Consider the following 25,106-nt stretch of genomic DNA (forward strand, 5'->3'; position numbering starts at 1 on the left):
TTATCAAGAGTGAAGATTTTCATTACCGGACGGATGCCAGGGCAATAAAATGCGCACGGCGAGGCCGCCGGTTTCCGGCAATGACGCGCTAATCTCACCCCCATGCGCCTGACAAATCGCCCGGGCGATGGACAAACCGAGGCCGCTGCCGCCGGAATGCCGGGCGCGGGACTGCTCCTCGCGGCTAAAGCGTTTAAACATTTCCGGTAAGAACTGGGGCGACACGCCCGGCCCGTCATCGGTAAATTCGAGGATGTAGTGCCCGCTGGCGTAGTGCAGCGCCACCTCAAGGTGGCCGCCATCACGCCCGTAACGAAGCGCATTTTCCATGAGGATGGTAACGACCTGTCCAAGACGGAACGCATCGCCTCTGAAGGGGCTGGTACGCGGGTTGCGAAGCGTTATCCGAAAATGATGCGCGTCAGCCTCGGGCATGATCCAGGCAGCCCGCTCCTGAATCAGCTCATCCAGACTAAACGCCTGGTCCTCCAGCACGAGGTTACCCGCGTCGGCAAGCGACAGAAGGTGAAGCTCATCGGTGAGGCGGTTGAGGTGCTGGAGCTGTTTCATCACCATGCCGAGCTGCGCCGGGCTGGCGTCAAACACGCCGTCTAACATGCCCTGCAGACGCCCGATGGCGGCCGTCAGGGGCGAGCGCAGCTCGTGCGCCATCGCGACGTGCGAGGCGCGAAGCTCTTTTTCATAGCGGGCGAGTTGCCCCGTCATGGAGTTAAAGTCGGTCGCAAAGCTGACCATTTCCGCCGGCGCATCCTTGATAAGTTCCGCCTGGCGGCCAAACTGCCCGTCGGCGACGTCCTTTGCCGCATCGCGAAGGCGGCTGAACTGCAGCGCCAGCGGCCGGGCGTGTTTGAGCCCCATCACCACGATAAACGGGATCATCACCAGCACCAGCAGGGCCACCGTGGCCCAGTCGGCTGAGGCGATAGACGGCGTGGAATAGCTCAGGCCCCACCAGGTGTCCACAATCGAGTGGAAGCGGGCCGGATTGGCCTGCGGGTTCTGGCTGAGCGTCAGAAACTCCTGCCGGACCGCCGCTGGCATTTTGCCCATTATCCAGTAGTTCTGAACCGCATAGCGCAGCCACATGCAGGTGGCAATGACGATCACGCTGCCGATAGCCAGCGCCAGGATGCGCGCGCAAATCCAGCGCCACAGAGAGGAGTGCTGATTTTTAATCATGGCTGTCTGAACCTGTAACCCACGCCGCGAACGTTGATCAGCACGCCGGAGATCCCCGCCGCTTCGAGTTTTTTACGCAGGTTATAAATATGGGTGTCCACCACGCGCTCCAGCGCTTCGCTTTCCGGCAAACAGTGCTCCAGTAAATACTGACGGGAGAACGGGTGCGCCGGAGAACGCAGCAGCGTTGCCAGAAGCGAGAATTCCGTTGGCGTAAGATCGAGCATCACGGGCGCGTCGCCGCCGTTATCCACGCTCGCCACAATGGCGGCCACGTCCACCTCAAGCGTTTGCCAGCGAAGGATCGCCTCGTCCGTCTCTTTTTTACTGCTGCGCCGCAGCACCGCCTGCACCCGAGCCACCACTTCGCCCGGATGATAAGGCTTCACAACGTAATCATCGGCACCGTACCGCAGGGCGCCAATGCGGTCGGGGGTATCCCCCATGGCCGTGACCATGATCACCGGCACATCGCTTTTACGACGCAGGCCAGCCAGTACCTCGGTGCCGTTAAGCCCCGGCAGCATCACGTCCAGCAGGATGAGGTCGGGCTTCCACCGCTGCGCCATATCCAGCCCGGAATGACCGTCTCCGGTTATGGTCACGTCGTAATTTTCCCGCCGTAAATAGGCTTCGAGCACGCCGGCCGCATCGGCGTCATCTTCAATAATCAGCACTCTTCTGGATAACATCCGTTCACCTTGACCATTTCTTAACACTATCCCGACGATTCATTGATTCAGCCAAATCATACTGCGCCCACATTGTGTGGCCGCCCCCGTATCAGGAGGCGCCAGCGTCCGTATGGAGAGCAGTATGATAGCGATAAAAAAAGTCCTGTATATGTCCGTCCCGCTTCTGATGGCCGTGAACTCTGGCGCGCAGGCGGATGATGGCGCCGCGTCCGATTTCTTAACCGTCGGGCTGGGGGGACAGTATGCCCCACGTTACTCAGGCTCAGACAAGCAGGTGTGGCAGGTGGTTCCGGTGCTGCAGGGTCGTAAAGGCGCTTTCTTTATTGATGCGCAAAAAGGGGTGGGATATGACCTGCAAAACGACAGCGGCTGGTATTTCGAACACACGCTGGGCTACGACTTCGGAAGGGCTGATAAAAATTCTGGCTGGCGTGAGGGCGCAAACAATCTGAAAGGGATGGGGGACATTGATGCCACCCTGAATACCGGCCTTGCCGTCGGCTGGCAGGCCGCGCCATGGCTGAGTATGGAAGGCAAAGCGACGCTGCCGTTAACGGACAGCCAGGGGGGAAGCTATCAGGCTTCCGTTACGCTCATCCCGGTACAAAATAATCAGGACACGGTTGCCTTTCAGTCTGCGGCCCTGTTTGGCGACAGCCGTTATCTGAATACCTGGTATGGGGTCAGCGAGCAGCAGAGCCGCCGCACCGGCTATCGCCGCTATGCTGCGCCGGGAGGATTCTATGGCGTCGACACCAGCCTGACCTGGAGCCATCAGTTCGATGCCCACTGGGGAACGGTTCTGAGCGCGGACTATACCTGGCTTGGCGATCGTGCGAATAACAGCCCGATCGTGATGCGGCGCAATGAGGGGGCTGCAACCGCCGCTATCACCTGGACATTTTAAAATCGAGGAGCACGAGGGGACGAGAGGATTATTTCTTCTTATCCATCATCGCTTTTAAATCGGCAAACGGGTTAAACGTGGCGACGCCCACGTCTTTTTGCGCGTCTTCCCCGGCCACCACGGTGGTGCCGTACTGATCCGCTTCGGTGTATTTCGAGTGTTCATGATCGTGGCAAAACAGGCACAGCAGCTCCCAGTTGCTGCCGTCTTCCGGGTTGTTGGTATGGTCGTGATCGATATGGTGAACCGTGAGCTCACGCAGGTTGGAATAGACAAACTCGCGCGAGCAGCGTCCACACACCCATGGATAGATTTTTAATGCTTTTTCGCGATAGCCGCTTTCCAGCCGCGCGTAGTTTTTGGGGATCAAAGCCATTGCCGGTTTTACCTGCCATGAAAAGAGAGGGGGAGATTATATCGCATTATGGGGCGGAATGACGAACCACGCTACTCAGTCAATTTATTTGATGCTTTCCGTTAAATAAACGGCATTTATTCTTACCGGGTAATGCGTAAAGTGGACAGAACGCAATGCATTATCAGGACACATGGTTATGAAAAAGATCGGGTTTTTATCCTTTGGTCACTGGACGCCTTCACCGCAGTCCGGCACGCGCTCGGCGGCAGACACGCTGCTGCAGTCCATTGATTTAGCCGTGGCGGCTGAAGAGCTGGGGGCAGACGGCGCCTATTTCCGCGTGCACCACTTTGCCCGACAGCTGAGCTCGCCGTTCCCTCTGCTGGCGGCAATAGGCGCAAAAACGAAAACCATCGAAATCGGCACGGGCGTGATTGACATGCGCTATGAAAATCCGATGTACATGGCCGAGGATGCGGGCGCGGCGGATTTGATTTCCGGCGGTCGCCTGCAGCTTGGCATCAGCCGCGGCTCGCCGGAGCAGGTCATTGATGGCTGGCGCCATTTCGGCTATGTCCCACAGGAAGGGGAAAACGAATCGGATATGGCGCGACGTCATACCGAGGTGCTGCTTGAGGTGCTGCGCGGTGAAGGGTTTGCTAAACCGAATCCGCAGCCTATGTTCCCGAATCCGCCTGGGCTGCTGCGCCTGGAGCCGTATTCTGAAGGGCTGCGCGAGCGCATCTGGTGGGGCGCCGGTTCCAATGCGACGGCCGTATGGGCCGCAACGCTGGGAATGAACCTGCAAAGCTCAACCCTGAAGGACGATGAGACCGGCGAGCCGTTCCATATTCAGCAGGCAAAACAGATCCGCGCGTACCGTCAGGCCTGGAAAGAAGCGGGACATGTGCGTCAGCCGCGGGTGTCGGTCAGCCGCAGCATTTTTGCGCTAATGGACGACCGCGACCGGATGTATTTCGGTGCCAGCCGCAACGACAGCGATAGCGTGGGCTACCTTGATGAGAAAACGCGCGCGATCTTCGGGCGCAGCTATGCGGCGGAGCCGGACAAGCTGATCGAACAGCTGAAAAAGGACGAGGCGATTGCCGAAGCCGATACGCTCTTGCTGACCGTGCCGAACCAGCTTGGCGTGGATTACAACGCGCATGTTATTGAGTCGATCCTCAAGCATGTGGCGCCAGCAATGGGCTGGCGCGATTAACTGAACAGTGGGGTTGCTCAGCCTCTTGCTACTTATGGCTCATATCGCTCAGCAGCACGGCGATGGTTTGCCCGCCCGCCGTCTGTTCCAGGCCAATCTTGACGATAATGGTCAGCGGAACGGAAAGTAGCATGCCAACGGGGCCGAGCAGCCAACCCCAGAATATCAGGGATAAAAAGACCACCAGTGTGGAAAGGCCCAGCCCTCGTCCCATCATGCGTGGCTCAAGAATGTTACCGAACACCAGGTTGATGACCAAGTATCCGGCCAGCAGGATCAGCGCGTCATAAAGCCCGCTGAAAACCAGCACCTGAAGGATAGGGGGGATTGCCGCCAGCACGGAGCCGATGTTGGGAATGTAGTTAAGCGCAAACGCCAGTAACCCCCAGACAAACGCAAAGCGAACGTCCAGCGCCAGAAGCATCGCCCAGACGACACCGCCCGTGACCAGGCTAATCGCCGTTTTCAGCACCAGATAGCGGGAGACGCTGTCCAGCGCGCGTTGAATCGCTCCCATTCCTTCAACCGGACGGACCATCATCTGCTGCAGCTTTGCCGGCAGCTGCGGCACCTCCAGCAGCATAAACACCACCGTTAAAAACAGCAGGAAAATGGAGGTCATGGCATTGGAAAGCTGAGCCAGCAGGCTGGTGACGATCGTCATGGCCGCGTTGGGGTCGATATATTTCAGGAGTTCCTCAACCGAGACTTCGATACCCGCGCGCTGCAGCCAGGGTTCCAGCTGCAGCAGCGGTATCGCCAGCGAAGAACGGTATTTCGGCAGCGTTCGCGCCAGTTCGTTGAGCGAGGTCCCCAGATACGCCACCAGCAAGACCATCGCCACAATAATGATGCTGATAAGCAGCGTAATCGCCAGCACGCGCGGGATGCGTAGCCGCGTCATGCGCTGTACCAGCGGGTTGAGGATCACTGCAACAAACAGGGCCAGAATAAAGGGCACAATAATGTCGGCGGCAAAACGAACGCCCGTCAGTATGATCACCAGCATGCCCAGCATGATGACAATTTTTAACCCGTTCAGGGTAATAATGGGTTTAGCCATGGTGACTCCGAATTTTTCTTTATATTTATAATAAAGGTGAAAGGCGTTGCAATAAACTAACCAAAATCAAACGGTATGGGTAAAGAATTGCAAAGACTTTGAGTAAAATCCTGGCTTATGGTACAAATCTGGTGTGTTTAACTACCGAGGACAATTTTCATCCGCAAAGACGAGAAGCAACAACGCGGATAATTGTAATTTTATGGACAATATGTTCAGGACGTACTCTTCAAACAATACCGCTGTCTACTCCACTTCTTTCTGCCTGCTTTCTGGTGAGCAACACTGGCGCACCGCACTATAGTCACTTCTTCTGCCTGAGCTGGCGCTAAGCGCTTAGCTGTCTGATTTCAATTTGTATTTTTGGGTTTGCTGTTCGCAGCGGGCCACGATGGATTATATTCTCAAGCAGGAGAAAAACATGTTTTACTGGATCCTATTAGCGCTGGCTATCATCGCTGAAATTACCGGCACGCTGTCTATGAAATGGGCAAGCATCAGCGATGGCAACACCGGTTTTATTTTGATGCTGGTGATGATTTCGCTTTCTTATATTTTCCTCTCGTTTGCGGTGAAAAAAATTGCGCTGGGCGTCGCGTATGCACTGTGGGAAGGGATCGGTATTTTGTTGATTACGCTGTTCAGCGTGCTGATATTTGACGAAACATTAACAACAATGAAGATCGCCGGGTTAACGACGCTGGTCGCGGGTATTGTGCTGATTAAATCGGGTACCCGTAAACCGGGTAAACAGCAGAAGGAGCAGAACCATGCAACAGTTTGAGTGGGTTCATGCGGCCTGGCTTGGCTTCGCCATCGTGCTGGAGATCGTGGCGAACGTTCTGCTGAAATTCTCCGATGGTTTTCGCCGTAAACTCTATGGCCTGATGTCGATTGCCGCGGTGCTGGGAGCGTTCAGCGCGCTGTCTCAGGCGGTAAAAGGGATCGATCTGTCGGTGGCCTATGCGCTGTGGGGCGGTTTTGGTATCGCCGCTACCCTGGCCGCAGGCTGGGTACTCTTCGGCCAGCGCTTAAACAACAAGGGCTGGATGGGACTCATCTTGCTGCTTGCCGGCATGATCATGATAAAACTCGCCTGACAGACCTCTCGCCATGATTTACAGGCAGCGAAATTCGCTGCCTGTATTACGCTTAGAAAAGCAAAACATGAAGAGGGTGGCTGATGTATCGCACATTAAGCTGGCGCAATATTCCCAATGCGAGAACGTTGTTTGCCATGGTCTTCATGGCGGGGATCGGCTTAATCATCTCCATCGTCGCACTGCTCTATCTTTCCCTGCATCTTATCAGCACGAAAACCAATGAAATTGATGAACACCGCACGGTGCTTTCCGTGCAGGGGGCCATTCAGACATCGGTTAACCGCGTCTCCTCTCTGGTGCTGGATAACGCCGTCTGGGACGATGCGGTGCGGGAGGTCTACCGTCCTGCGCTCGATACCGACTGGCTGTACAACACCTGGGGTGCCGGTTTTAAAATCAACAACCTCTACGACGGCACCTTCGTGCTGGATGAACATTTCAACGTCCTCTGGGGCTCCTTTCAAAGCCGTCCCTTTAACGAAAAAAACCTCGACTTCTTTGGCAAGGGGCTCAAAGCGCTTATCGACCGGCACGGGCGAGCGCTCGTGGGTGAAAAAAATATCTATGCCGGGATCAGCAAAACGCGAAGCGGCGTCGCCTTTGTGGGTATTGGGTTGATTCGCCCGATGGTCGGAAGATTACAGGTTACCGACGGAACGCGCCGCTATCTGGTGATTACCCGCCATCTGAACGCCAGAATATTATCCGACCTGGGGGCGACCTTTCAGATCGATCGCCTCAACTATACCCCCGAAAAAATCAACGATCGCAGCATGCCGCTGCACAGCGCGGCGGGGGAGTTAGTCGGATATCTGAACTGGCAGGCGCGGCTTCCAGGCGCACAGGCCGCCCGGGCGGCATCGTCTGATATCAGGCAGATTGTGGTGCTGGCCTCGGGGCTGATCCTGCTTTTCATTCTGGTGAGCAGCGTTGGGCTGTACAAACTCGCGCGCGGTGAAAGCCAGGCGCGTCTGGTCGCAAGAACGGACTGGCTAAGCCATCTGCCAAACCGGCGTGCGCTCATCGAAGCGCTGGACCACGTGAGTTTACGCGGTGATATTGACGTCAAAAGCGTGGTGTTTATCGATCTGGACGGTTTTAAAGATGTGAATGACATCTACGGCCACAGCGTGGGAGACGATCTCATCGTGGCGATAGCGAAAACGCTGAGTGAACGCGTGCCGACGGGTGGAATGCTCGCGCGCATGGGCGGGGATGAGTTTGCCATGACCATCGGCGGAGATGATGCAGAGGCGCAGGCCACCGCCTTTGCCGCTTCGGTGCTGGATTTTTTCACCACCCCGGTTCAACTGGGGGAACGCACCATCCATATCGGGGCCAGCATCGGTATCGCCAGCGGAACTCTGATTGAATGCACCAGCTCAGAACTGTTTCGCCGCGCTGATATTGCCATGTATCACGCCAAATTGAGCGGGAAAGGGCGTATCAGCCACTATGACGCGGAGCTCAACAGCGTCCGGGAACGCAAGCTGGCGATTGAAAATCAGATTCGTGACGGTCTGGAACGCGATGAGTTTGATGTCTGGTATCAGCCGATTATTGACGCCCACAGCCAGACAATGAGCAGCGTCGAGGCGCTAGTCCGCTGGCCGCGTCGCCCGGAGGGGCCGCTTGGGCCGGATATTTTTATCACCATTGCGGAGACCAGCGGTCTGATTTACAAGCTGGGCCAGTTTGTGTTGCAGCGGGCCTGCCAGGATCTGCAGCCTTACGGCGACTTAAAGCTCTCCGTGAATATCTCCCCCGCGCAATTTCGCGATCCTGCATTCGAAGAAAAAGTGGCCAGCGTGCTGGAAAACACCCGTTTCCCGGCCCACCGACTGCAGCTTGAGGTTACGGAGTCGTATGTACTGGAAAACCCGGAGCGTGCCCGCATGGCGATAGCCAATCTTAAAGCGCTGGGTACCGCGGTGGCGCTGGATGACTTTGGCACCGGCTATTCCAGCATTGGCTATTTGCGGCGTTTCAACTTCGACACCATCAAGATCGATAAATCCCTGGCCGGGCTGGTGGACCACGATGAGCAGGCGGCTGCGCTGGTAAGCGGCACGGTGCGGATCGCCAATGCGCTGGGTATGGCGGTGGTGGCAGAAGGGGTGGAAACCGAGAAGCAGATGAAACTGCTGCGGCTGGCTGGCTGCGATCAACTGCAGGGTTTTTGGTTCAGCCAGCCGATGCCGATTGAGTCAATAAGAGCGTTACGTAAGGTCAGACGCTGCTGATTTACTGCTGCGCCAGCGCTTCCAGCTTGTCGCGAAAGCCGGTCACGGACAAGGCCCTGTTATCTGCGCGCCAGCGATCTTTCGCCGCCGGTGCAGAGCTCTGCACACCGATCAACTGCCAGCCGTTATCTGTTTTCAGCATCAGCGGTGAACCACTGTCGCCCGGCAACGTATCGCACTGGTGCGAGAGTACGCTGGTTTGCGCCCAGCCCGTCACAATACAGTCGGTATGCGTATAAAGCGTATCCAGATGATCGACAGGATAGCCTGACTGCGTCACCTTTCGGTCGGCGGCCTTCAGCGCGGCGGTGAGTGCGGCCTTGTCGCCGTCAAATAACGGCAGCGGCGTAATGCCCGAAGGCGGGTAGCGTAAAACGATCAGGCCAAAATCCCATGAGGCGGCCGCCGGCGGCACGATCCAGCCGTCGCCATCCGGCTTCAGGCGTTTGCCGAGAGACGGATCAACCCGTCCCTCAATGCCGTGGATTTCATAGCGCCAGGTCCCTTTTTGCGACACAAACCGCAAGGCAACCGCTTTATCCGGCTTGCCGTTTGGCGGCGTTAACAAACAGTGGCCTGCCGTCAGGGCAAGCTGTGGGGTGATCAGCGTCGCGGTGCACAAGTTACCGCTGGCGGTTTCCAGTTGACCTATAGCATCCCAGGGCGCCTGGGTGGGATCGGCGACGCGCGTACGATCGTCATGACCGAAAAAAAGCGTCTTTAGCTCTTTTGCGCTAATGGTGTCATCACCGCCATCATCCGCATGTGAGAATCCAGAAAAAAGACCAAACGTTCCCAGTAACAACACAACAGATTTACGCATATCACACTCTGGTGGGGGTAATTATGATTATTAAAAGTGAACCCTATGAAAATACTATAGACGGGACAGCGCTAAAGTGGGAGTAAAATCAGCGTGCTACAATCAGGAAAGATAAAAATGGCTGGCGATGAGCGCGCATAAAATAAGCAGGATAAGAATCAGCTCAAACCGATAGCGTCGCAGCATACGCCCTCCGGAAATAAAAAAACGGCGCGGAACCTGTTCCGGTTCAGCGCCGGTTTACCAACGTGCCCCGAAGGGCACGGTTAAGCTTGTACTCTTACGCAGCTGGCTGTGCAGCTGGTTTAGCAGCTTCGTGTTTTACTGCTTTTTTGTGATGCTTTTTAGCAGCCTGAGCTTTCTGTTCTACAGCCGGTTTAGCGGCTTTTTTGTGGTGCTTTTTAGCAGCCTGCGCTTTTTGCTCTGCAGCCGGTTTAGCCGCTTTATGGTGTTTCTTGTGATGTACAGTTTTTGCTGGCGCAGCGGTGGTCGTTGCAGCAGGTGCCGCAGCAGCCGGTGCAGCAGTGGTTTCAGCAGCAAACGCAGCAGAAGACAGACCCATAGCAGCGGCAACAACCAGAGCTAATACTTTTTTCATGTTCATACCCTCGAATTTGGTTTTTCATTTAACCCCACTGCGGGGCCGTTGAAAGAACTATATCCCTGTAAATTCGAGGTTTCCGTGAGTGATTGGTATCGGCTTGTAACCATATGTACATTGCCGGGGTCCTGCACAGACGGCCCCCTCTCCCTTGAGGGAGAGGGGTGGGATGAGGGGGAATATACGGCTTCTTTACCTGAGGTCCCTCACCCCTGGCCAAACAGATTACAAATAGCGCGAGGTCAGATGTTCGCGGAAGTAACGGATATTCAGATCTTCACCCGTCGCCTGGGTGATTAATTGCGACGTGCTGAAGCGGCTGCCGTGCTGCCAGATGTTCTGACGCAGCCACTCAAAGAGTGCGGAAAAATCGCCCTCAGCGATGGAGGCCTGCAGACCCGGCAGTGCGGTTCTGGCGGCATGGAACAGCTGCGCGGCGTACATGGCGCCAAGCGTGTATGACGGGAAGTATCCAAAACCGCCGTCGGTCCAGTGGATGTCCTGCATACAGCCGTTGCGGTAGTTATCTTTGGTGGATAACCCGAGCCAGGCCTGCATTTTCTCATCCCACAGGGCGGGAATATCGTCCACCTCGATCTCGCCGTTAATCAGCGCCCGTTCAATTTCATAGCGCAGCACCACGTGTGCCGGGTAGCTCACTTCGTCCGCATCGACGCGGATATAGCCAGGTTTGACGCGCTGGTTCCAGGCAATAAAGTTCTCTTCGCTAAACGCCGCCTGGCTGCCAAAGCGGGCATGTACCGCAGGCAGGAGATGCCTGAGGAAGGCTTCACTGCGCCCCAGCTGCATTTCAAAGAACAGGCTCTGCGACTCATGGATTGCGGTTGAGCGCGCCAGGGCAATCGGCTGTCCTGACCACGCGCGCGGCAGGTTTTGTTCGTAGCGGGCGTGTCCTGTTTCGTGGATCACGCCAAACAGCGCGCTGAGCAGCTCATCCTCGTCATAGCGCGTGGTGATACGCACGTCTTCCGGGACGCCGCCGCAGAACGGGTGCGCGCTCACGTCCAGGCGACCGCCGTTAAAATCGAAGCCAAGCATCTTCATGGCTTCCAGGCCCAGCTCACGCTGTGTTGCCGTCGGGAAGGGGCCTTGCGGAGGAATAAACGACCGTTGAGCCTGTTTTTCGACCACGTTTGCCAGCAGATCCGGGAGCCAGGACTTCATATCGCCGAACAGAACGTCCAGACGCGCGCTGGTCATGTCGGGTTCAAAAATGTCCAGCAGCGCGTCGTACGGCGTACAGCCTTTGGCTTCGGCCCGCAGGCAAGCCTCTTCGCGGCTGAGTTTGACCACCTCTTTCAGGTTGGCGGAAAAACCCTGCCAGTCGTTGGCGGGTCGCTGAGTACGCCAGGCGTGTTCACACTTGCTGCCTGCCAGGGATTTCGCTTCCACCAGCGATTCCGGCAGCAGGGTAGCCTGCTGGTAGTGGCGCGTCATTTCGCGCAGGTTGGCCTGTTCGACATCATTCAGATCCTCACCTGCCGCCGCCGCTAACAGGTCGCCGACTTTTTTATCGGTCAGGATCTGATGTTGCAGGACGCTCATCTCCGCCAGCGCCTCGCCGCGCGCGGCGCTGCCGCCCGGCGGCATCATCGTGAACATATCCCAGCTGGCGATAGAGGAGAGGTGAGAGAAGCGGGAGAGACGCTGGAAGGTGCGGGTGAGTGCCTGATAAGCCGATGATTTTTCCATTCTTGTTCTTCCTTATCGTTTTGGGAGTATTGAGGGAGTGTATCGTGAATTATGGAGGATTAGTGCACTTTTGATGCAAGGGGCGCGAAGCCCCTTATTAGTCAGTCGTAGAGCCACTTTCCTGCTTTTGCCGACTCTGCAAACATTCTTACGGTCAACGGTATGCGGGTTGATTCAATTTCTTCCCGCTTCAGTCTGAACCAGCGCTTTAACAAGGGCGTATTCTGCCAGGGAAAATAGCGAGACCAATCCACACCAGACAAATCGACGTTGAACTCTTTCTCGTATCGGGTTAATGCATCGTGTAGGTCATCGCCCGGTGAATCGAATAAATCAGAATCCAGTTCCAGAGGAACTTCTTGCCAGTCGTTATCCAGATAACCAGGAATTTCATCCCGAAACATAAATAACACGTCGTCTACGATGCTCATTAGAAAGATGTCCACGCTATGCGGTCTTTTGGTCGTGCAATCAAATTGTATTTCTCTCGTGTGCGCGTTGAAACTCGATGAAGAGTCAGTGCAAGTGAGGCCCATCCAAGCCAGGGGATATAGCGACCGATTACCGCTGCGAGTTTGTTAGTTGGCTGCATCCTGACTCCCACGGGAGTGGGAATTTTAATCCCGAAAGGAAGACGAGCGTCCCGTAAAATTATTCGCGCGTACTTTGAAACAACGCTTGTCCCCAGGGTGGCGCCTTCAGGTTTTGCCCGAGTACGTAGCCACGGTTGTCCGCCCAAAATAGCCGCCCCTGAAACGGCATCTATCCTCAACTCCATACAAAACTCCTCAAGAAAAATGATCTCAAGTAACTCGCCCGGAGTGACGTTTGAATGACCTCTGTAGAAGTAGGTTCCGTTAATCTCTTCCGTAGTATCCATACCAGTACCCCAGTTACGCTGTCGCCCGTTCATTCCATGCGTCAGAGAAAATGATATTGCCGTCGTTATGTTTCCACGTAATTTTCTCATAGCGCAATTCAACCGTTTCGAGGTGGTTGTTATTATTGTCGCCCGGCGCAGCCATTGCAGGTGATACTGAAACAATCCGCACGCCTTCCAGAAGAATATTGAAATACTCCGCTTCAAGACCTGCGTCATTAATCTTGTAGAATTTAAGTTCGGCTTTTTGCAGAGCCTGGCCTGTCGCGACCGCTTTATAGAGATAGGGTGATGAGTAATCAAATTCCTTTACGATCATCATTGGGGAGTGGATGCGTTTACCCGTAGGTTTACCCGTCAGGTTATCGGTCGGCGTCGAAAGATTGTGGTGAAATCCTTTGAACTCAATGCTGTATTCCCTGTGCTGCACATCACAACCGCCTTTGATAAGCGCACCACCGTCATCGAACAACCACATATTGCCTGGAATGGCCATTTTAAAATCCCTCTTTTCATACGATGAAGTCGATGAGCTTACAGAGAGAGGGAAGAGAGCTGAATGCACAAAGTGGTTATAATGAATTCGTTTTACTTAATACTGAATTAAGTTTAGCTAACATGAGAAACGCTCCCCCGTACATTAGCTGATATGCGGGGGATAGCGTTTGTTTATTTCAAACGCTGATGCAGGCTTCTCCCCACCATCAGCGCCGCGCACAGCATCAGCGCGATAAACCCGCCCACGCCGTTCCAGCCGTAGTGATGCCAGAACACGCCGCCGAGCGTCCCGGCGATGCTGGAACCCAGGTAATAGCTAAACAGATACAGCGACGATGCCTGTCCTTTGGCGCGACGCGCGCGCGGGCCAATCCAGCTGCTGGCGACCGAGTGCGCGGCAAAGAACCCCGCAGAGAAGAGCAGCATGCCGGCAAAGATGAACCACAGCGAGGAAAAGAGCGTCAGCAGCAGGCCGAGTAACATCACGCCCGTGAAGACCAGCAGGACGGGCCCGCGTCCATAGCGTGCGGTCATCGCCCCGGCTTTCGGCGAACTCCAGGTGCCGGTGAGATAGGCCACAGAAAGCAAGCCGACAACGGCCTGATTCAGATGCCACGGGGAGAGCATCAGGCGATAGCCAATATAGTTAAACAGCGTGACGAAGGCACCCATCAGCAGAAAGCCGATCAGAAACAGGCGCGGAAGCCCTTTGTCGCGCCAGTGCAGGCGGAAGTTGATAAACAGCGTTTTCGGGCGCAGCGATGTCGGGCGGAAATGACGCGATTCCGGCAGAATTTTCCAGAACATCAGGGCGGATGCCAGCGCAAAACATCCGATGACCGCCAACGCAATACGCCAGTTAAAGAAGTCCGTAAAGACCCCGCTCAGCAGGCGGCCGCTCATTCCGCCAATCGAGTTCCCGCTGATGTAAAGCCCCATAGAGAAAGCAACAAAGCTCGGGTGGATCTCCTCGCTGAGGTAGGTCATTCCGACCGCCGCCACGCCGCTGAGCGAGAGCCCAATCAGCGCGCGCATCACCAGAATACCGTGCCAGCTGGTCATCATGGTCGAGAGTAACGTACAGACCGAGGCCAGCATCAGCGCGGTCACCATCACCGGCTTACGGCCAATGGCGTCGGACAGCGGTCCGGTAAAGAGCAGGCCAATCGCCAGCATGCCGGTAGATATAGAGAGCGAAACGCTGCTGCTGGCAGGCGATACGCCAAACTCATGAGAGAGAACGGGCAGGATCGGCTGAACGCAATAGAGCAGGGCGAAGGTGGCAAGTCCGGCGGAAAAGAGCGCCAGCGTGACGCGCATAAATTGGGGGGTACCACGTTTAATGAACTGGACCGGCTGCAGTGCTGCGGGTAAATCATTGATATCTTTTGCCGGATCGATATCAATAGTCGTTGTACGGCTCACACAGTTTCCTTGCTTAAACATTCCCGTGATTTCTGGTGACGGGTATGACCACCTGTTCAGGGTAGGAAAATGTAAATATTCTGTCTAATATATTAATAATCTCAAATGATACTTTAAAAATATGAATATCGAGCTGCGCCATCTTCGCTACTTTGTCGCCGTCGCCGAGGAGCTGCATTTTGGCCGCGCGGCGGCACGCCTGAATATCTCTCAGCCACCGTTAAGCCAGCAGATTCAGATCCTTGAGCAGCAGGTCGGGGCGCGCCTTCTGGCCCGCACCAACCGCAGCGTGAGCCTGACGGCGGCGGGCAAGCAATTTCTCATCGACAGCCGACAAATTCTGAGCATGGTCGATGACGCCGCCGCCCGTGCAGAACGGCTCTATCTCGGCGAAGCCGGAGAGCTGCGCATCGGGTTTACCTCTTCCGCGCCGTTTATCAGCGCCGTCTCGGAAACCCTGTCGTCATTCCGTCGTCACTTTCCGGATGTTCACATTCAGACGCGCGAAATCAACACCCGCGAGCAGATTGCGCCGCTGAATGAAGGTTCGCTGGATTTGGGCCTGATGCGTAACACCCAACTGCCGGACACGCTGGCGTGGGAGGTGATCCTGCGCGAGCCGCTGATGGCTATGATCCCGCACGATCACCCGCTGGCGTCGCGTCCGGCGGTTTCGCTGGCAGAGCTGGCAAAAGAGCCGTTTGTCTTTTTTGACCCGCAGGTCGGGACGGGCCTGTATGACGATATCCTGGGGCTGATGCGCCGATACGATCTTGCCCCGGTCATCACTCAGGAGGTAGGGGAAGCGATGACCATTATTGGCCTGGTCGCGGCCGGGCTGGGCGTGTCTATTCTTCCGGCCTCCTTTAAACGGGTACAACTGCGCGAAATGCGCTGGGTGACCATTGCCGAAGAGGATGCCGTTTCCGAAATGTGGCTGGTCTGGTCAAAACACCGTGAACAGAGCCATGCCGCACAGCGCTTCAAACAGCAGCTAATGAGCGCCTCTGCCGGGCGGCATTTTCAGTGAAAATAGGGCAAAAATGTGCGGTAAATCACATGGCTAAGTAAATATTTGACGGCAGCCATACAAGTGCTTCACCATAGCCAACAGTTTATTTCGAAGCTCGAAAATAAGGGAGTACGAGGTGGTTGCTGATAGTCAGCCAGGGCATATCGATCAGATTAAGCAGACCAACGCTGGCGCGGTATATCGCCTGATTGATCAGCTTGGTCCGGTTTCGCGTATCGATCTTTCGCGCCTGGCACAACTGGCACCTGCCAGTATCACCAAGATTGTCCGCGAGATGCTGGAAGCGCACCTGGTTCAGGAGACGGAAATTCAGGAGCCGGGCAGCCGTGGACGTCCGGCAGTCGGGCTGGTGGTGGAGACGGAAGCGTGGCACTACCTGTCGCTGCGCATCAGCCGGGGTGAGATCTTCCTTGCGCTGCGCGACCTCAGCAGCAAGCTGGTGGTAGAGGACCGGCTTGAACTGCCGCTCAACGCGGAGGAACCGCTCCTCGACGCGATTGTCTCACATATCGATCGCTTCTTTATCCGCCATCAGCAGCGGCTGGAACGCTTAACGGCGATTGCCATCACCATGCCGGGCATTATTGATACCGAAAATGGCATCGTCCACCGCATGCCGTTTTACGACGATGTCAAAGAGATGCCGCTGGGCGAGGTGCTGAAAAACCATACCGGCGTGCCGGTCTATATTCAGCATGACATCAGCGCCTGGACAATGGCGGAAGCGCTGTTTGGCGCGTCGCGCGGTGCGCGGGACGTGATTCAGGTGGTTATCGACCATAACGTCGGGGCGGGCGTGATTACCGACGGTCGTCTTCTCCACGCCGGAAGCAGCAGTCTGGTGGAAATCGGTCATACCCAGGTCGACCCGTACGGTAAGCGCTGCTACTGCGGAAACCACGGCTGTCTGGAGACCATTGCCAGCGTGGAAAGCGTGCTGGAGCTGGCGCAGGTTCGGCTCAGCCAGTCCATGAGCTCCTCGCTGCACGGACAACCCCTAACGGTGGATTCGCTCTGCGCCGCCGCGCGCCAGGGCGATCTGCTGGCGAAGGACATTATTACCGGGGTGGGGAATAACGTTGGCCGCATTCTGGCCATTATGGTGAATCTCTTCAACCCGCAAAAAATCCTCATTGGCTCACCGCTGAGCCAGGCGGCGGAGATCCTTTTCCCGGCGATTACGGCCTGTATTCAGCAGCAGTCGCTTCCCGCCTACAGCCGGAATATTGCGGTAGAAAGCACCCAGTTTTCCAACCAGGGAACCATGGCCGGCGCGGCGCTGGTCAAAGATGCCATGTATAACGGCTCGCTGTTGATCCGCCTGTTACAGGGTTAACTCTTTTCCGCAGATGTAAGAAAAATTGCGCTATCTCAAGCCGGGTAGGGCACGCATCCCGTAGACTTCCTCCACTGAATTATTTACCTGGTTTATATTTTCGAAGCATACCCAAGAGGTGGAGTGAGTCATGCTTAAGCGTTTCTTTGTTACTGGTACAGATACCTCTGTCGGCAAGACCGTCGTATCCCGCGCATTGCTGCAGGCGCTGGCAGCAAGCGGTAAACGCGTGGCAGGGTACAAACCGGTCGCAAAAGGCAGTAAAGAGACGCAAGAGGGATTGCGTAATAAAGACGCCCTGGTGCTGCAAAGCGTCTCGTCGCTGGAACTGCCTTATCACGCGGTCAATCCCATTGCCTTAAGCGAAGAGGAGAGCAGCGTAGCGCACAGCGGTCTGATTAATTATCCCCTGTTGTCCGACGGCCTGGCGAACCTGAGCGAACAGGTGGACCACGTGGTGGTAGAAGGGACGGGCGGCTGGCGCAGCCTGATGAACGACCTGCGCCCGCTGTCTGAATGGGTTGTGCAGGAGCAGCTTCCGGTGGTAATGGTGGTGGGTATCCAGGAAGGGTGCATCAACCATGCGCTGTTGACGGCGCAGGCGATTGCTAATGACGGCCTGCCGCTGGTTGGCTGGGTGGCAAACCGCATCAACCCGGGCCTGGCGCACTACGCGGAGATTATCGACGTGCTGAGCACCAAACTCCCCGGACCGCTGGTGGGTGAACTGCCTTATCTGCCACGCGCCGAGCAGCGCGAGCTAGCGCAGTACATCGATCTCTCTGCCCTCGGTGGCGTGCTGGCCGTAGATCGAGTCGTGGCGTAACGTCCGCGACAATACGGACGCCACCACGCAGGCGACCAGCAGGCCGGGCAGTAAAAAATACTGCCCGGTCATTTCACAGACCATCAGCGCCGACATAATGGGCGCGTGCGTGGTCGCGGCAAGTAGCGTTGCCATCCCCGCCAGCCCCAGCAAAATTGCCGTCTCAGAGCCCGGCAGCCACAGTGCAAAAAGCTGCGCGAACAGCATTCCCGTCGCCATACCGACAAACAGCGTAGGCGTAAAAACCCCTCCGGGCGCGCCCGATCCGCTGCTCGCCAGTACCGCCAGCAGTTTACAGATGAACACCCCGGCAATCACCGAAAGCAGCGGCGGGGCGAGCAGAAAAGCCTGAACCACGCTGTAGCCATTCCCCCACACCTTCGGCGTGAGGATGTACAGTCCGGGGACATGGTAGACAGGTGTTCGGGGACATGGTGAACACTTTTTAACATCCTTTACCCATGGTGATCGACTTTTTCTTCAGGTCGATCACCCCCACTTTCGTGCTGTACCACCACACCTCATAGCTGCCGTCTTCCTGCATTTCCTTCAGCCCGACCCGTTCTCCCCTGAACGCCTTGCCTGCGCTCAGACTTACCCCTTTCACGCTCAGCTTTCCGCTGATATCCACTTTCCTTACCATCACGCCCTCGTCGTATTCCGGGGGCGTTGTGTTGCCGCTGTACTGCCGCGCTGACGGCTGATACCGCGAGCCCGGTACCGCCATATCCAGCGCCTCGTGCGGGCGTTCAAGGTTGTACACCGTCCGCCAGTGGTCGAAGGCACGCTGCAGTTCGCCCTCGTTCGCGAACCACTTCCCCTGCAGCACTTCCGCCTTCAGGCTGCGGTGAAAACGCTCCAGCTTGCCCTGCGTCTGCGGATGATAAGGCCGGGAATGGCCCACCCGGATACCGTGGCGCATCAGCCACAGCTCCAGCGCCGTCCAGGTACCGGTGGTGTCGCCCCACGGTGAGCCGTTGTCCATTGTCATCCGGTCCGGCAGGCCGTAACGTTCAAACACGCTGACCAGCTGCTGCTGCACGGTCTCGCGCCGTTCATCGGTACAGGGCGCCAGGCACAGGGAAAAACGGGAGTGGTCGTCCAGCAGGGTGAGCGGATGGCAGCGGCCGCCGCCAAAGGGAAAGTGGCCCTTAAAATCCATCTGCCAGAGGCGGTTCGGCGCGTCGTGTTCGAACCGTCCCGTGGCGGGTATGCCCGGTGAAGCGCCCGGCAGCAGACCATGGCGGGCCATCAGGCTATGGACGGTGCTGAAGGCGGGCATGCGGTGCCCCTGGTCTTCGAGCCAGCGCTTAATCTTGCGGGCTCCCCAGCGTTCATGGCGGTCATGGGCCATGCGCAGCAGGGCAGTGATGTCGTCAGATGAGCGGTTCGGGGAATGGTGGGGTATGCGGGGCCGGTCCTGAAGGCCGGACGGGCCTTCCTGAGCCCAGCGCTGAAGCCACTTGTAGCCGGTGGCAGGTGAAATGCCGAAGCGACGGCAGAGGGAACGGATGTTCGCCCCGTCCTGCGAGGCGAACAAAACAAACTCAGTACGTAATGACATGGTATCTCTCGCATCCCAGGGCATAAGCGACTCCATAAACGGGTTCTTATGCCTTAGTTGTAAGTGTCTACCATGTTCCCGAACAAGTGTTCACTATGTCCCCGGACCGTACAGAGGAGAGACAGCAGCCCGACGATCGCACCGCCCAGCGCCAGCTGCCACGGCGGCGAAAGCTTGAGGCGCAGGAAAAGCCCGTGGCTGACGTCCATCAGCCACATCAGCAGCGGTCCGCAGAGGCCCGCCACCAGCCCCATCGCGACGAGAAGAGCATAATCGGCCGCGGTAAGGATGCCGCTCAGATGGACCGCGTAGAGCGTACCCGCGCCCGGAGCCAGGAGCTGCGTCGTAAGCAGCGCCACCACCGCCGCAATCACCACGGGGCCGAGCGAGGCCAGCATCAGCGTGCCAAACAGAATTTCCGCGATGAACAGGCTTCCGGCAAGGGGGGCGTGATAGGCGCTGGCCATCCCGGCGGAGGCACCGCAGGCTATCCATAATTTCCATTCGGATTTGGGCGTAAAGCGCCGGGCGAAAAGGGAGGCGGCGAGGGCGGCAAGCAGGATCATCGCCCCTTCACGCCCGATGGCGCTTCCGCTGGCCACGACCAGCAGCGAGGCAAGGGATTTCACAAGGCTGGCGCCGTAGTCAAACTGGCCTTCTCCGGTCTCCAGCGCCTCCATGTAATCGGTAGGGGCATGAGGCCGCTGCGCGGTCAGACGCTGCCATCCCCAGAGCAGCAGCCCGGCAGCCAGCCCGCCCAGCGCGGGCGTCAGCGCGCGCCGCCAGGGCGAGAGCGACGCGGCGGCATTCACCAGGCTGCCGCTATCGTTGCTGAGAAGCAGCCACTCCAGCAGGTACATGCTGTGGCGGAATACCGCCACGGCGAGCGCGGCCAGCACGCCGGTGACGGTGGCAATCAGCAGGCGACGAAACATCGCGCGGATGTCGGGGTAGGTATGAAGACGTTGCATGGGTCGCGTTTTAACGGGGACGATACGATATTGTGGCGGGAAATCGCGGGGTTAGCAAAAGGTCTGCGTGCGAAAAAGCCGGGCGATGCCCGGCCAGAAAGGTTAGCTGTCGCTATGAATATTCAACGCCCGGCGCGTACGCCCGGAGCTCAGGTACTCAGCAATATAGTCCTGCGAAATCTCGCCGTTGTAGCGCCCGTCCTCATCCACGATCGGCATCCAGCTGGTGTTGCTCTCATACAGACGTGAAAGCACCACGCGCAGGTTGTCTTCCGCCTTGCCGGTCATGCGGAACGTATGCAGGATGTCGGCGCAGGTACCGCTGGCGTTACGCGCTTCGCGACGCTTCACAAAGCCCAGCGGCTTGCCGTGCTCGTCAACCACGGTAATCGCGCGAATATCGTTATCATCCATGGTCGCAAAGGCTTCAGGGAGGGGAGTAGAGCCCCGCACCGTAATGGTCGGCTGCTGGTCTGTGACGTCGCCCGCCGATACCAGCAGCAGACGCTTCAGGGTGCGGTCCTGACCGACAAACGAGCCGACAAACTCGTTCGCTGGTTTCGCCAGCAGCTCATCCGGGCTGGCGCACTGCACGATTTTCCCCTGACGGAATACCGCAATACGGTCGCCGAGCTTCAGGGCTTCGTCGATATCGTGGCTGACCAGCATGACGGTTTTTTTCAGCTTGCGCTGCATCTCCAGGAACTGGTTCTGGATCACCTCGCGGTTGATCGGATCCACCGCGCCGAAGGGTTCATCCATCAGCAGTACCGGAGGATCTGCCGCAAGGGCGCGGATCACGCCGATACGCTGCTGCTGGCCGCCGGACATCTCGCGCGGGTAGCGGTTGAGGAACTTATGCGGATCCATCGCCACCATATCCATCAGCTCTTCGGCGCGGGTTTTGCAGCGCGCTTTATCCCAGCCCAGCATGCGCGGCACGACGGTGATGTTCTCTTCGATGGTCATGTTCGGGAACAGGCCAATCTGCTGGATCACGTAACCGATGTTGCGGCGCAGGGTGACGGTGTCCATCCCGCTGGTGTCCTCGCCGTTGATCAGGATCGTCCCGCTGCTTGGGGTAATGAGGCGGTTAATCATCTTCAGGGTGGTGGTCTTCCCGCAGCCGGACGGGCCGAGCAGGACGCACATTTCCCCTTCGGGCACGGTCAGGTTGACGTTGTCGACGGCCTTAAAGGTCTGGCCGTGCTTCTGTGAAAATTGTTTGGTGAGGTTTTCCAGTTTTATCATTATCGAATCCCCTTTGGAGTCAGAACCACCTGCAGACGGTGCAGCAGCCAGTCAAGCACAATTGCTAAAAGACAAATCATCAGCGCGCCCGCAATCAACATGCGAATATCGCTTCCGCCGATGCCGTTGAGCAGCAGCAGGCCCAGGCCGCCCGCGCCAATCACCGCGGCAATCGCCATCACGCCGATATTCATCACCACGGCGGTGCGGATCCCGCCGAAAATCACCGGCAGCGCCATCGGGATCTCGACCCAGCGCAGACGCTGCCAGAAGGTCATGCCGATGCCGCGTCCGGCTTCGCGTAGGCCCGGCGGCAGGCTGTCGAGCGCCGTATGGGTGTTACGCACAATCGGCAGCAGCGAGTAGAGAAACACTGCCGTAATCGCGGGCAGGGCGCCAATCCCCTGACCGATCAGCGAAAACAGCGGGATCATCAGGCCAAACAGCGCAATGGACGGAATGGTCAGCACAATGGTGGCAATGCCCAGCACCGGCGTTGCCAGCCACCTGTGGCGGACAATCAGAATGCCCAGCGGTACGCCGATGATGATGGCTAAACCTACGGCCAGTGCCACCAGCCACAGGTGCTGAAGGGTGAGGGTTAAGAGGTAATCCCAGTTGTCCAGAATGTAGTGAATCGTATCCATAGCGCCTCCTACAGCAGCTGTTTGCTACGCAGGAAATCGCGGGCGACCTGCTGCGGTGACTGATGGTCGATATCCACCTTTTTGTTCAGCTCGGTGATAACGTCGTTGTTGAGCTGGGCTGAGAGGGTGTTGAGTGCCTCTTCCAGACCGGGGTTGGCCTCCAGCGTGTCCTTACGCACCACCGGCGTCACCGCGTAGCTCGGGAAGAAGCCTTTATCGTCTTCCAGCACCTTGAGATCGAAGCCTTTTACGCGCCCGTCGGTGGTGTAAATCAGGCCGGCGTCAACGAAGCCGTCGCGTACCGCGTTATAGACCAGACCAGGGTCCATCTGACGGATTTGCGGACGGTCCAGATCCATCTGGTAGGCCGCCTGAAGCGGCTTCATGCCGTCGCTGCGCCCGGCAAATTCCAGGTCCAGGCCCAGCAGCCAGTTTTTGTCCGGGTTGGTTTTACGGATCTGCTCAATTTTCGCCACCATCTCCGACATGGTGTTGATATGTTCCGCCTCGGCGCGCTTGCGCTGCATGGCAAAAGCATAGGTGTTGTTCATATCGGCGGGCTTGAGCCAGACCAGACCGTGCTTCGCGTCCAGGCGTTTCACCGTCTCGTACGACTCCTCTGGCGACATGCGCTTGTTGATGTGGTTAAAGATGATCAGCGACGTGCCGGTGTACTCCCAGGTCATATCAATCTGCTTGTTGATCATCGCGTTACGGGAAATCACCGTGGCGATATTGGTTTGCGGCTGAACCTGAAATCCTTTGTTCTGCAGGTACTGCACGGTCATCGCCGAGAGAATGTGCTGTTCGGTAAAACTCTTGGTCGCCAGAATCAGCGGAGCCGCCATCGCCTGGCTGGTGAACAGCGCCGCGGCACACATCGCCGTCAGGCCGGATATCAGTCTCATAAAAGCTCCTTGTTATTGTTATCGAGCGAGATGGGGACTCATCACGCGACCCAGCGCCGCCAGCAGGGTATCGAGGATCAGGGCGAACAGGGCGGTGGCCGCCGCGCCGAGGATCAGGGTCGGGAAATCGTTCAGGTAAATGCCGGGGAAAATCAGCTCGCCGTAGCTGCTGGCGCCAATCAGGAACGCCAGCGGTGCGGTACCGACGTTAATGGCGGTGGCGATGCGGATCCCCGAGAGCATGACCGGCCAGGCGGCAGGCAGCTCAACCTGACGCAGACGCTGCCATTTGGTCATCCCGATGCCGTTTGCCGCTTCCAGCAGCGACGGCGGGACCGAGCACAGCCCGGCGTAGGTATTGCGCACGATCGGCAGCAGCGAGGCGAGGAACAGGGCGATGATGGCGGGCGTATCGCCAATGCCAATCACCACCATCGCCAGCGCCAGAACGGCCAACGGCGGCAGCGTATTGCCGACGTTGAAGATTTGCATCACATATTCGGCGATACCCCGCGCGGCCGGGCGGCTCAGCAGAATACCGGCTGGAATACCCACCAGCAGGGCAAAAAACATCGATGAGAAAACCAGAATCATGTGCTGTTGCCCGAGATAGACCAGGTCAACCTGGCGCGCCCTGATCGTTTCCAGCCCAATGCCCCAGACGAGGAGGGCGAGAACCACGATAATGGCGCCGACAAACAGCAGCGAACGTTTGAGTAATGGGTGCATTGCGGTGTGTCTCCCTGTGCGCATGCGTTATAGCAACCACCGGTTGCCTGTTGTTATGCCATGTTTCGGCAGGGGTATTTCACCTATAGCAAGCGTTTGGGAAGGGTTCCAGCGAAGGGGTAAAATCAGTAACCCTATGAAAATAGTGACAACCTTGTGTTAGGCCTTATGGCATAAGGGCTGATTGAGGGTCAGGCAGAATAGTCCTAAAGCGAATTTTTAGATGTGACGGTGTCACATCTAAAGGGCTATTACGATCGAATATCGAACATTATCTTCACAGAGAGGCACGAACCCGTCGAACCCGCGTCGAGACGGTGATAATGGAAACGATAGCGACCACGGCGAGCATCAACCCGAGCGCCAGCATGGCGTTAAACCCAATCCACCTGAACAGCAGCAGCCCCGCGATACCGCCCGTAATAAACGAAAACAGGGTGGTTAAGTGGGTTTTCAGCTGACTTTTTTGTGCCGCCGTATCTTTGGAGTAATCCCTGCGCAGCATCGCCACCATTACGGAGGCGAGGGAAATTCCCGCGTCCGTCAGCGTGCCGGTAATGTGCGTCGATCTCACCCGCCCGCCGGAAAGCTGCGTGGAGGTGGAGTTATGAATACCCATCAGAAAACAGAGAAAAAGAATAATCTCGCGGTTGCTGGTGAGCGCATGAAAATACATTTCGTAGAAGGAAACGCCGGTCAGTAATATCCCCTCTACAAAAAGGATCTGACAAAAAACCAACCTGACGTTATGGATAATGCCCCATATCACTATCGTGCGGGCAAGAATGGCGCCTGCGACAAAGGAGAGAATAATCGAGCCGAAGAAAATAATATCGCTGAGGTCGGTGGAAGAGACTTCGCTGGATAACTGTGAGGTGTTGCCGGTCATGTGTGAGGGGAAAAAACCAAATGCCCCGAGAGCGATGGCATTCAGCAAACCTGCCGAAGTCGCCAGCCAGAGAGCAAGCCGGCGATCCTCCTTATGCGTTCGTTCTTTCTTGAGTCTAATCAGCAAGAATACCTCCGGGTTGAGCTTTGCCTGAATAGTCAGGCTAGCAAAGCGGTGCAACGGGCTGTCCAGGATATGGCTTAATTATTATTCCCTCTGAC

The 25,106-nt window shown here is 57.0% G+C and carries 26 protein-coding genes and 2 pseudogenes; 9 read left to right on the forward strand and 19 right to left on the reverse strand.

Features of this window, described 5'->3' with window-relative positions; translation table 11 throughout:
* Positions 1-3 precede the first annotated feature (3 nt).
* Positions 4-1,200: a sensor histidine kinase gene (locus F0320_RS09675; RefSeq protein WP_126328397.1), complete on the reverse strand. Its 1,197-nt coding sequence runs from the start codon at positions 1,198-1,200 to the stop codon at positions 4-6.
* Positions 1,197-1,892 (reverse strand): response regulator, encoded by a 696-nt coding sequence (locus F0320_RS09680; RefSeq protein ID WP_029739347.1) that lies wholly within the window; start codon positions 1,890-1,892, stop codon positions 1,197-1,199. The genes F0320_RS09675 and F0320_RS09680 overlap by 4 nt, the downstream gene beginning before the upstream one ends.
* Before the next feature lie 124 nt (positions 1,893-2,016).
* On the opposite strand from F0320_RS09680, the gene F0320_RS09685 reads away from it, so the two are divergent.
* Entirely contained in the window at positions 2,017-2,802 is a 786-nt protein-coding gene (locus F0320_RS09685; RefSeq protein ID WP_126328399.1) for a MipA/OmpV family protein, read from the forward strand.
* 28 nt (positions 2,803-2,830) lie between these two features.
* Here F0320_RS09685 and yajD read toward each other — a convergent pair whose 3' ends face one another.
* On the reverse strand, positions 2,831-3,178 hold the full coding sequence (yajD, locus tag F0320_RS09690) for an HNH nuclease YajD (protein ID WP_003857471.1): 348 nt from the start codon (positions 3,176-3,178) through the stop codon (positions 2,831-2,833).
* A 178-nt stretch (positions 3,179-3,356) separates the two neighbouring features.
* On the opposite strand from yajD, the gene F0320_RS09695 reads away from it, so the two are divergent.
* Entirely contained in the window at positions 3,357-4,382 is a 1,026-nt protein-coding gene (locus F0320_RS09695; protein ID WP_126328400.1) for an LLM class flavin-dependent oxidoreductase, read from the forward strand.
* A 28-nt stretch (positions 4,383-4,410) separates the two neighbouring features.
* Here the strand turns inward: F0320_RS09695 and F0320_RS09700 are convergent, their stop codons facing one another.
* The gene (locus F0320_RS09700; RefSeq protein WP_047651326.1) at positions 4,411-5,445 is read right to left on the reverse strand and encodes an AI-2E family transporter; all 1,035 of its coding nucleotides are present in this window, start codon (positions 5,443-5,445) and stop codon (positions 4,411-4,413) included.
* Positions 5,446-5,578: 133 nt separating this feature from the next.
* Here F0320_RS09700 and F0320_RS21790 point away from each other — a divergent pair, with 133 nt between their 5' ends.
* The 4 genes from F0320_RS21790 (at position 5,579) to F0320_RS09715 (ending at position 8,791) form a co-directional block, all read left to right on the forward strand.
* Positions 5,579-5,749 (forward strand): hypothetical protein, encoded by a 171-nt coding sequence (locus tag F0320_RS21790; protein WP_085930315.1) that lies wholly within the window; start codon positions 5,579-5,581, stop codon positions 5,747-5,749.
* Positions 5,750-5,866: 117 nt separating this feature from the next.
* A complete protein-coding gene (gene mdtJ, locus F0320_RS09705) occupies positions 5,867-6,229 on the forward strand; it encodes a multidrug/spermidine efflux SMR transporter subunit MdtJ (protein ID WP_126328401.1) in 363 nt (120 codons plus the stop codon).
* Positions 6,216-6,545: a multidrug/spermidine efflux SMR transporter subunit MdtI gene (mdtI, locus tag F0320_RS09710; RefSeq protein ID WP_126328402.1), complete on the forward strand. Its 330-nt coding sequence runs from the start codon at positions 6,216-6,218 to the stop codon at positions 6,543-6,545. Before mdtJ ends, mdtI begins: the two co-directional genes overlap by 14 nt.
* Before the next feature lie 83 nt (positions 6,546-6,628).
* Positions 6,629-8,791, forward strand: a complete 2,163-nt coding sequence (locus tag F0320_RS09715; RefSeq protein ID WP_126328403.1) for a bifunctional diguanylate cyclase/phosphodiesterase — start codon at positions 6,629-6,631, stop codon at positions 8,789-8,791.
* 1 nt (position 8,792) lies between these two features.
* On the opposite strand, the gene F0320_RS09720 is transcribed toward F0320_RS09715, so the two are convergent.
* The 7 genes from F0320_RS09720 to F0320_RS09750 all read right to left on the reverse strand — a co-directional run bounded on the left by F0320_RS09720 (position 8,793) and on the right by F0320_RS09750 (position 14,731).
* On the reverse strand, positions 8,793-9,614 hold the full coding sequence (locus F0320_RS09720; RefSeq protein ID WP_126328404.1) for a trypsin-like serine peptidase: 822 nt from the start codon (positions 9,612-9,614) through the stop codon (positions 8,793-8,795).
* Positions 9,615-9,894: 280 nt separating this feature from the next.
* Entirely contained in the window at positions 9,895-10,212 is a 318-nt protein-coding gene (gene asr, locus F0320_RS09725; RefSeq protein WP_048961376.1) for an acid resistance repetitive basic protein Asr, read from the reverse strand.
* A 228-nt stretch (positions 10,213-10,440) separates the two neighbouring features.
* Positions 10,441-11,928, reverse strand: coding sequence for a carboxypeptidase M32 (locus tag F0320_RS09730; RefSeq protein ID WP_126328405.1), 1,488 nt, complete (start codon positions 11,926-11,928; stop codon positions 10,441-10,443).
* Positions 11,929-12,029: 101 nt separating this feature from the next.
* Complete coding sequence (locus F0320_RS09735; RefSeq protein ID WP_126328406.1) at positions 12,030-12,359, reverse strand: DUF1493 family protein; 330 nt, start codon at positions 12,357-12,359, stop codon at positions 12,030-12,032.
* Positions 12,359-12,808 carry an STM2901 family protein gene (locus tag F0320_RS09740; RefSeq protein WP_126328407.1) on the reverse strand — a complete coding sequence of 150 codons (450 nt, stop codon included), beginning with the start codon at positions 12,806-12,808 and terminating at the stop codon, positions 12,359-12,361. The genes F0320_RS09735 and F0320_RS09740 overlap by 1 nt, the downstream gene beginning before the upstream one ends.
* 13 nt (positions 12,809-12,821) lie before the next feature.
* Positions 12,822-13,304 (reverse strand): Hcp family type VI secretion system effector, encoded by a 483-nt coding sequence (locus F0320_RS09745; RefSeq protein ID WP_047742055.1) that lies wholly within the window; start codon positions 13,302-13,304, stop codon positions 12,822-12,824.
* A 173-nt stretch (positions 13,305-13,477) separates the two neighbouring features.
* A complete protein-coding gene (locus F0320_RS09750) occupies positions 13,478-14,731 on the reverse strand; it encodes an MFS transporter (RefSeq protein ID WP_126328408.1) in 1,254 nt (417 codons plus the stop codon).
* A 121-nt stretch (positions 14,732-14,852) separates the two neighbouring features.
* On the opposite strand from F0320_RS09750, the gene F0320_RS09755 reads away from it, so the two are divergent.
* The 3 genes from F0320_RS09755 to bioD all read left to right on the forward strand — a co-directional run bounded on the left by F0320_RS09755 (position 14,853) and on the right by bioD (position 17,926).
* On the forward strand, positions 14,853-15,761 hold the full coding sequence (locus F0320_RS09755) for a LysR family transcriptional regulator (protein ID WP_047651333.1): 909 nt from the start codon (positions 14,853-14,855) through the stop codon (positions 15,759-15,761).
* A 118-nt stretch (positions 15,762-15,879) separates the two neighbouring features.
* Positions 15,880-17,100 (forward strand): sugar metabolism global transcriptional regulator Mlc, encoded by a 1,221-nt coding sequence (gene mlc, locus F0320_RS09760; protein WP_024909131.1) that lies wholly within the window; start codon positions 15,880-15,882, stop codon positions 17,098-17,100.
* 130 nt (positions 17,101-17,230) lie between these two features.
* Positions 17,231-17,926 carry a dethiobiotin synthase gene (bioD, locus tag F0320_RS09765; RefSeq protein ID WP_149323832.1) on the forward strand — a complete coding sequence of 232 codons (696 nt, stop codon included), beginning with the start codon at positions 17,231-17,233 and terminating at the stop codon, positions 17,924-17,926.
* Here the strand turns inward: bioD and F0320_RS09770 are convergent.
* From F0320_RS09770 to F0320_RS09805, 8 genes and pseudogenes are all read right to left on the reverse strand, one after another.
* Positions 17,861-18,325, reverse strand: a pseudogene (locus tag F0320_RS09770) (chloride channel protein); the annotation flags it as partial. The gene bioD and the pseudogene F0320_RS09770 overlap by 66 nt on opposite strands.
* A 46-nt stretch (positions 18,326-18,371) precedes the next feature.
* Positions 18,372-19,514, reverse strand: coding sequence for an IS481 family transposase (locus tag F0320_RS09775; RefSeq protein ID WP_431605437.1), 1,143 nt, complete (start codon positions 19,512-19,514; stop codon positions 18,372-18,374).
* Between the two features lie 89 nt (positions 19,515-19,603).
* Positions 19,604-20,461: pseudogene (clcB, locus tag F0320_RS09780) on the reverse strand (voltage-gated ClC-type chloride channel ClcB); the annotation flags it as partial.
* Between the two features lie 102 nt (positions 20,462-20,563).
* The gene (gene osmV, locus F0320_RS09785) at positions 20,564-21,712 is read right to left on the reverse strand and encodes an osmoprotectant ABC transporter ATP-binding protein OsmV (protein ID WP_047651336.1); all 1,149 of its coding nucleotides are present in this window, start codon (positions 21,710-21,712) and stop codon (positions 20,564-20,566) included.
* Positions 21,712-22,359: an osmoprotectant ABC transporter permease OsmW gene (gene osmW, locus F0320_RS09790; RefSeq protein ID WP_047651337.1), complete on the reverse strand. Its 648-nt coding sequence runs from the start codon at positions 22,357-22,359 to the stop codon at positions 21,712-21,714. The genes osmV and osmW overlap by 1 nt, the downstream gene beginning before the upstream one ends.
* A gap of 8 nt (positions 22,360-22,367) precedes the next feature.
* On the reverse strand, positions 22,368-23,267 hold the full coding sequence (gene osmX, locus F0320_RS09795; RefSeq protein ID WP_126328411.1) for an osmoprotectant ABC transporter substrate-binding protein OsmX: 900 nt from the start codon (positions 23,265-23,267) through the stop codon (positions 22,368-22,370).
* An 18-nt stretch (positions 23,268-23,285) separates the two neighbouring features.
* Positions 23,286-23,996 carry an osmoprotectant ABC transporter permease OsmY gene (gene osmY / locus F0320_RS09800; RefSeq protein ID WP_023335513.1) on the reverse strand — a complete coding sequence of 237 codons (711 nt, stop codon included), beginning with the start codon at positions 23,994-23,996 and terminating at the stop codon, positions 23,286-23,288.
* A 277-nt stretch (positions 23,997-24,273) separates the two neighbouring features.
* Complete coding sequence (locus tag F0320_RS09805; protein ID WP_149323758.1) at positions 24,274-25,011, reverse strand: YoaK family protein; 738 nt, start codon at positions 25,009-25,011, stop codon at positions 24,274-24,276.
* Between the last annotated feature and the right edge of the window lie 95 nt (positions 25,012-25,106).

The organism is Enterobacter dykesii (genome assembly GCF_008364625.2).
Lineage (GTDB): Bacteria > Pseudomonadota > Gammaproteobacteria > Enterobacterales > Enterobacteriaceae > Enterobacter > Enterobacter dykesii.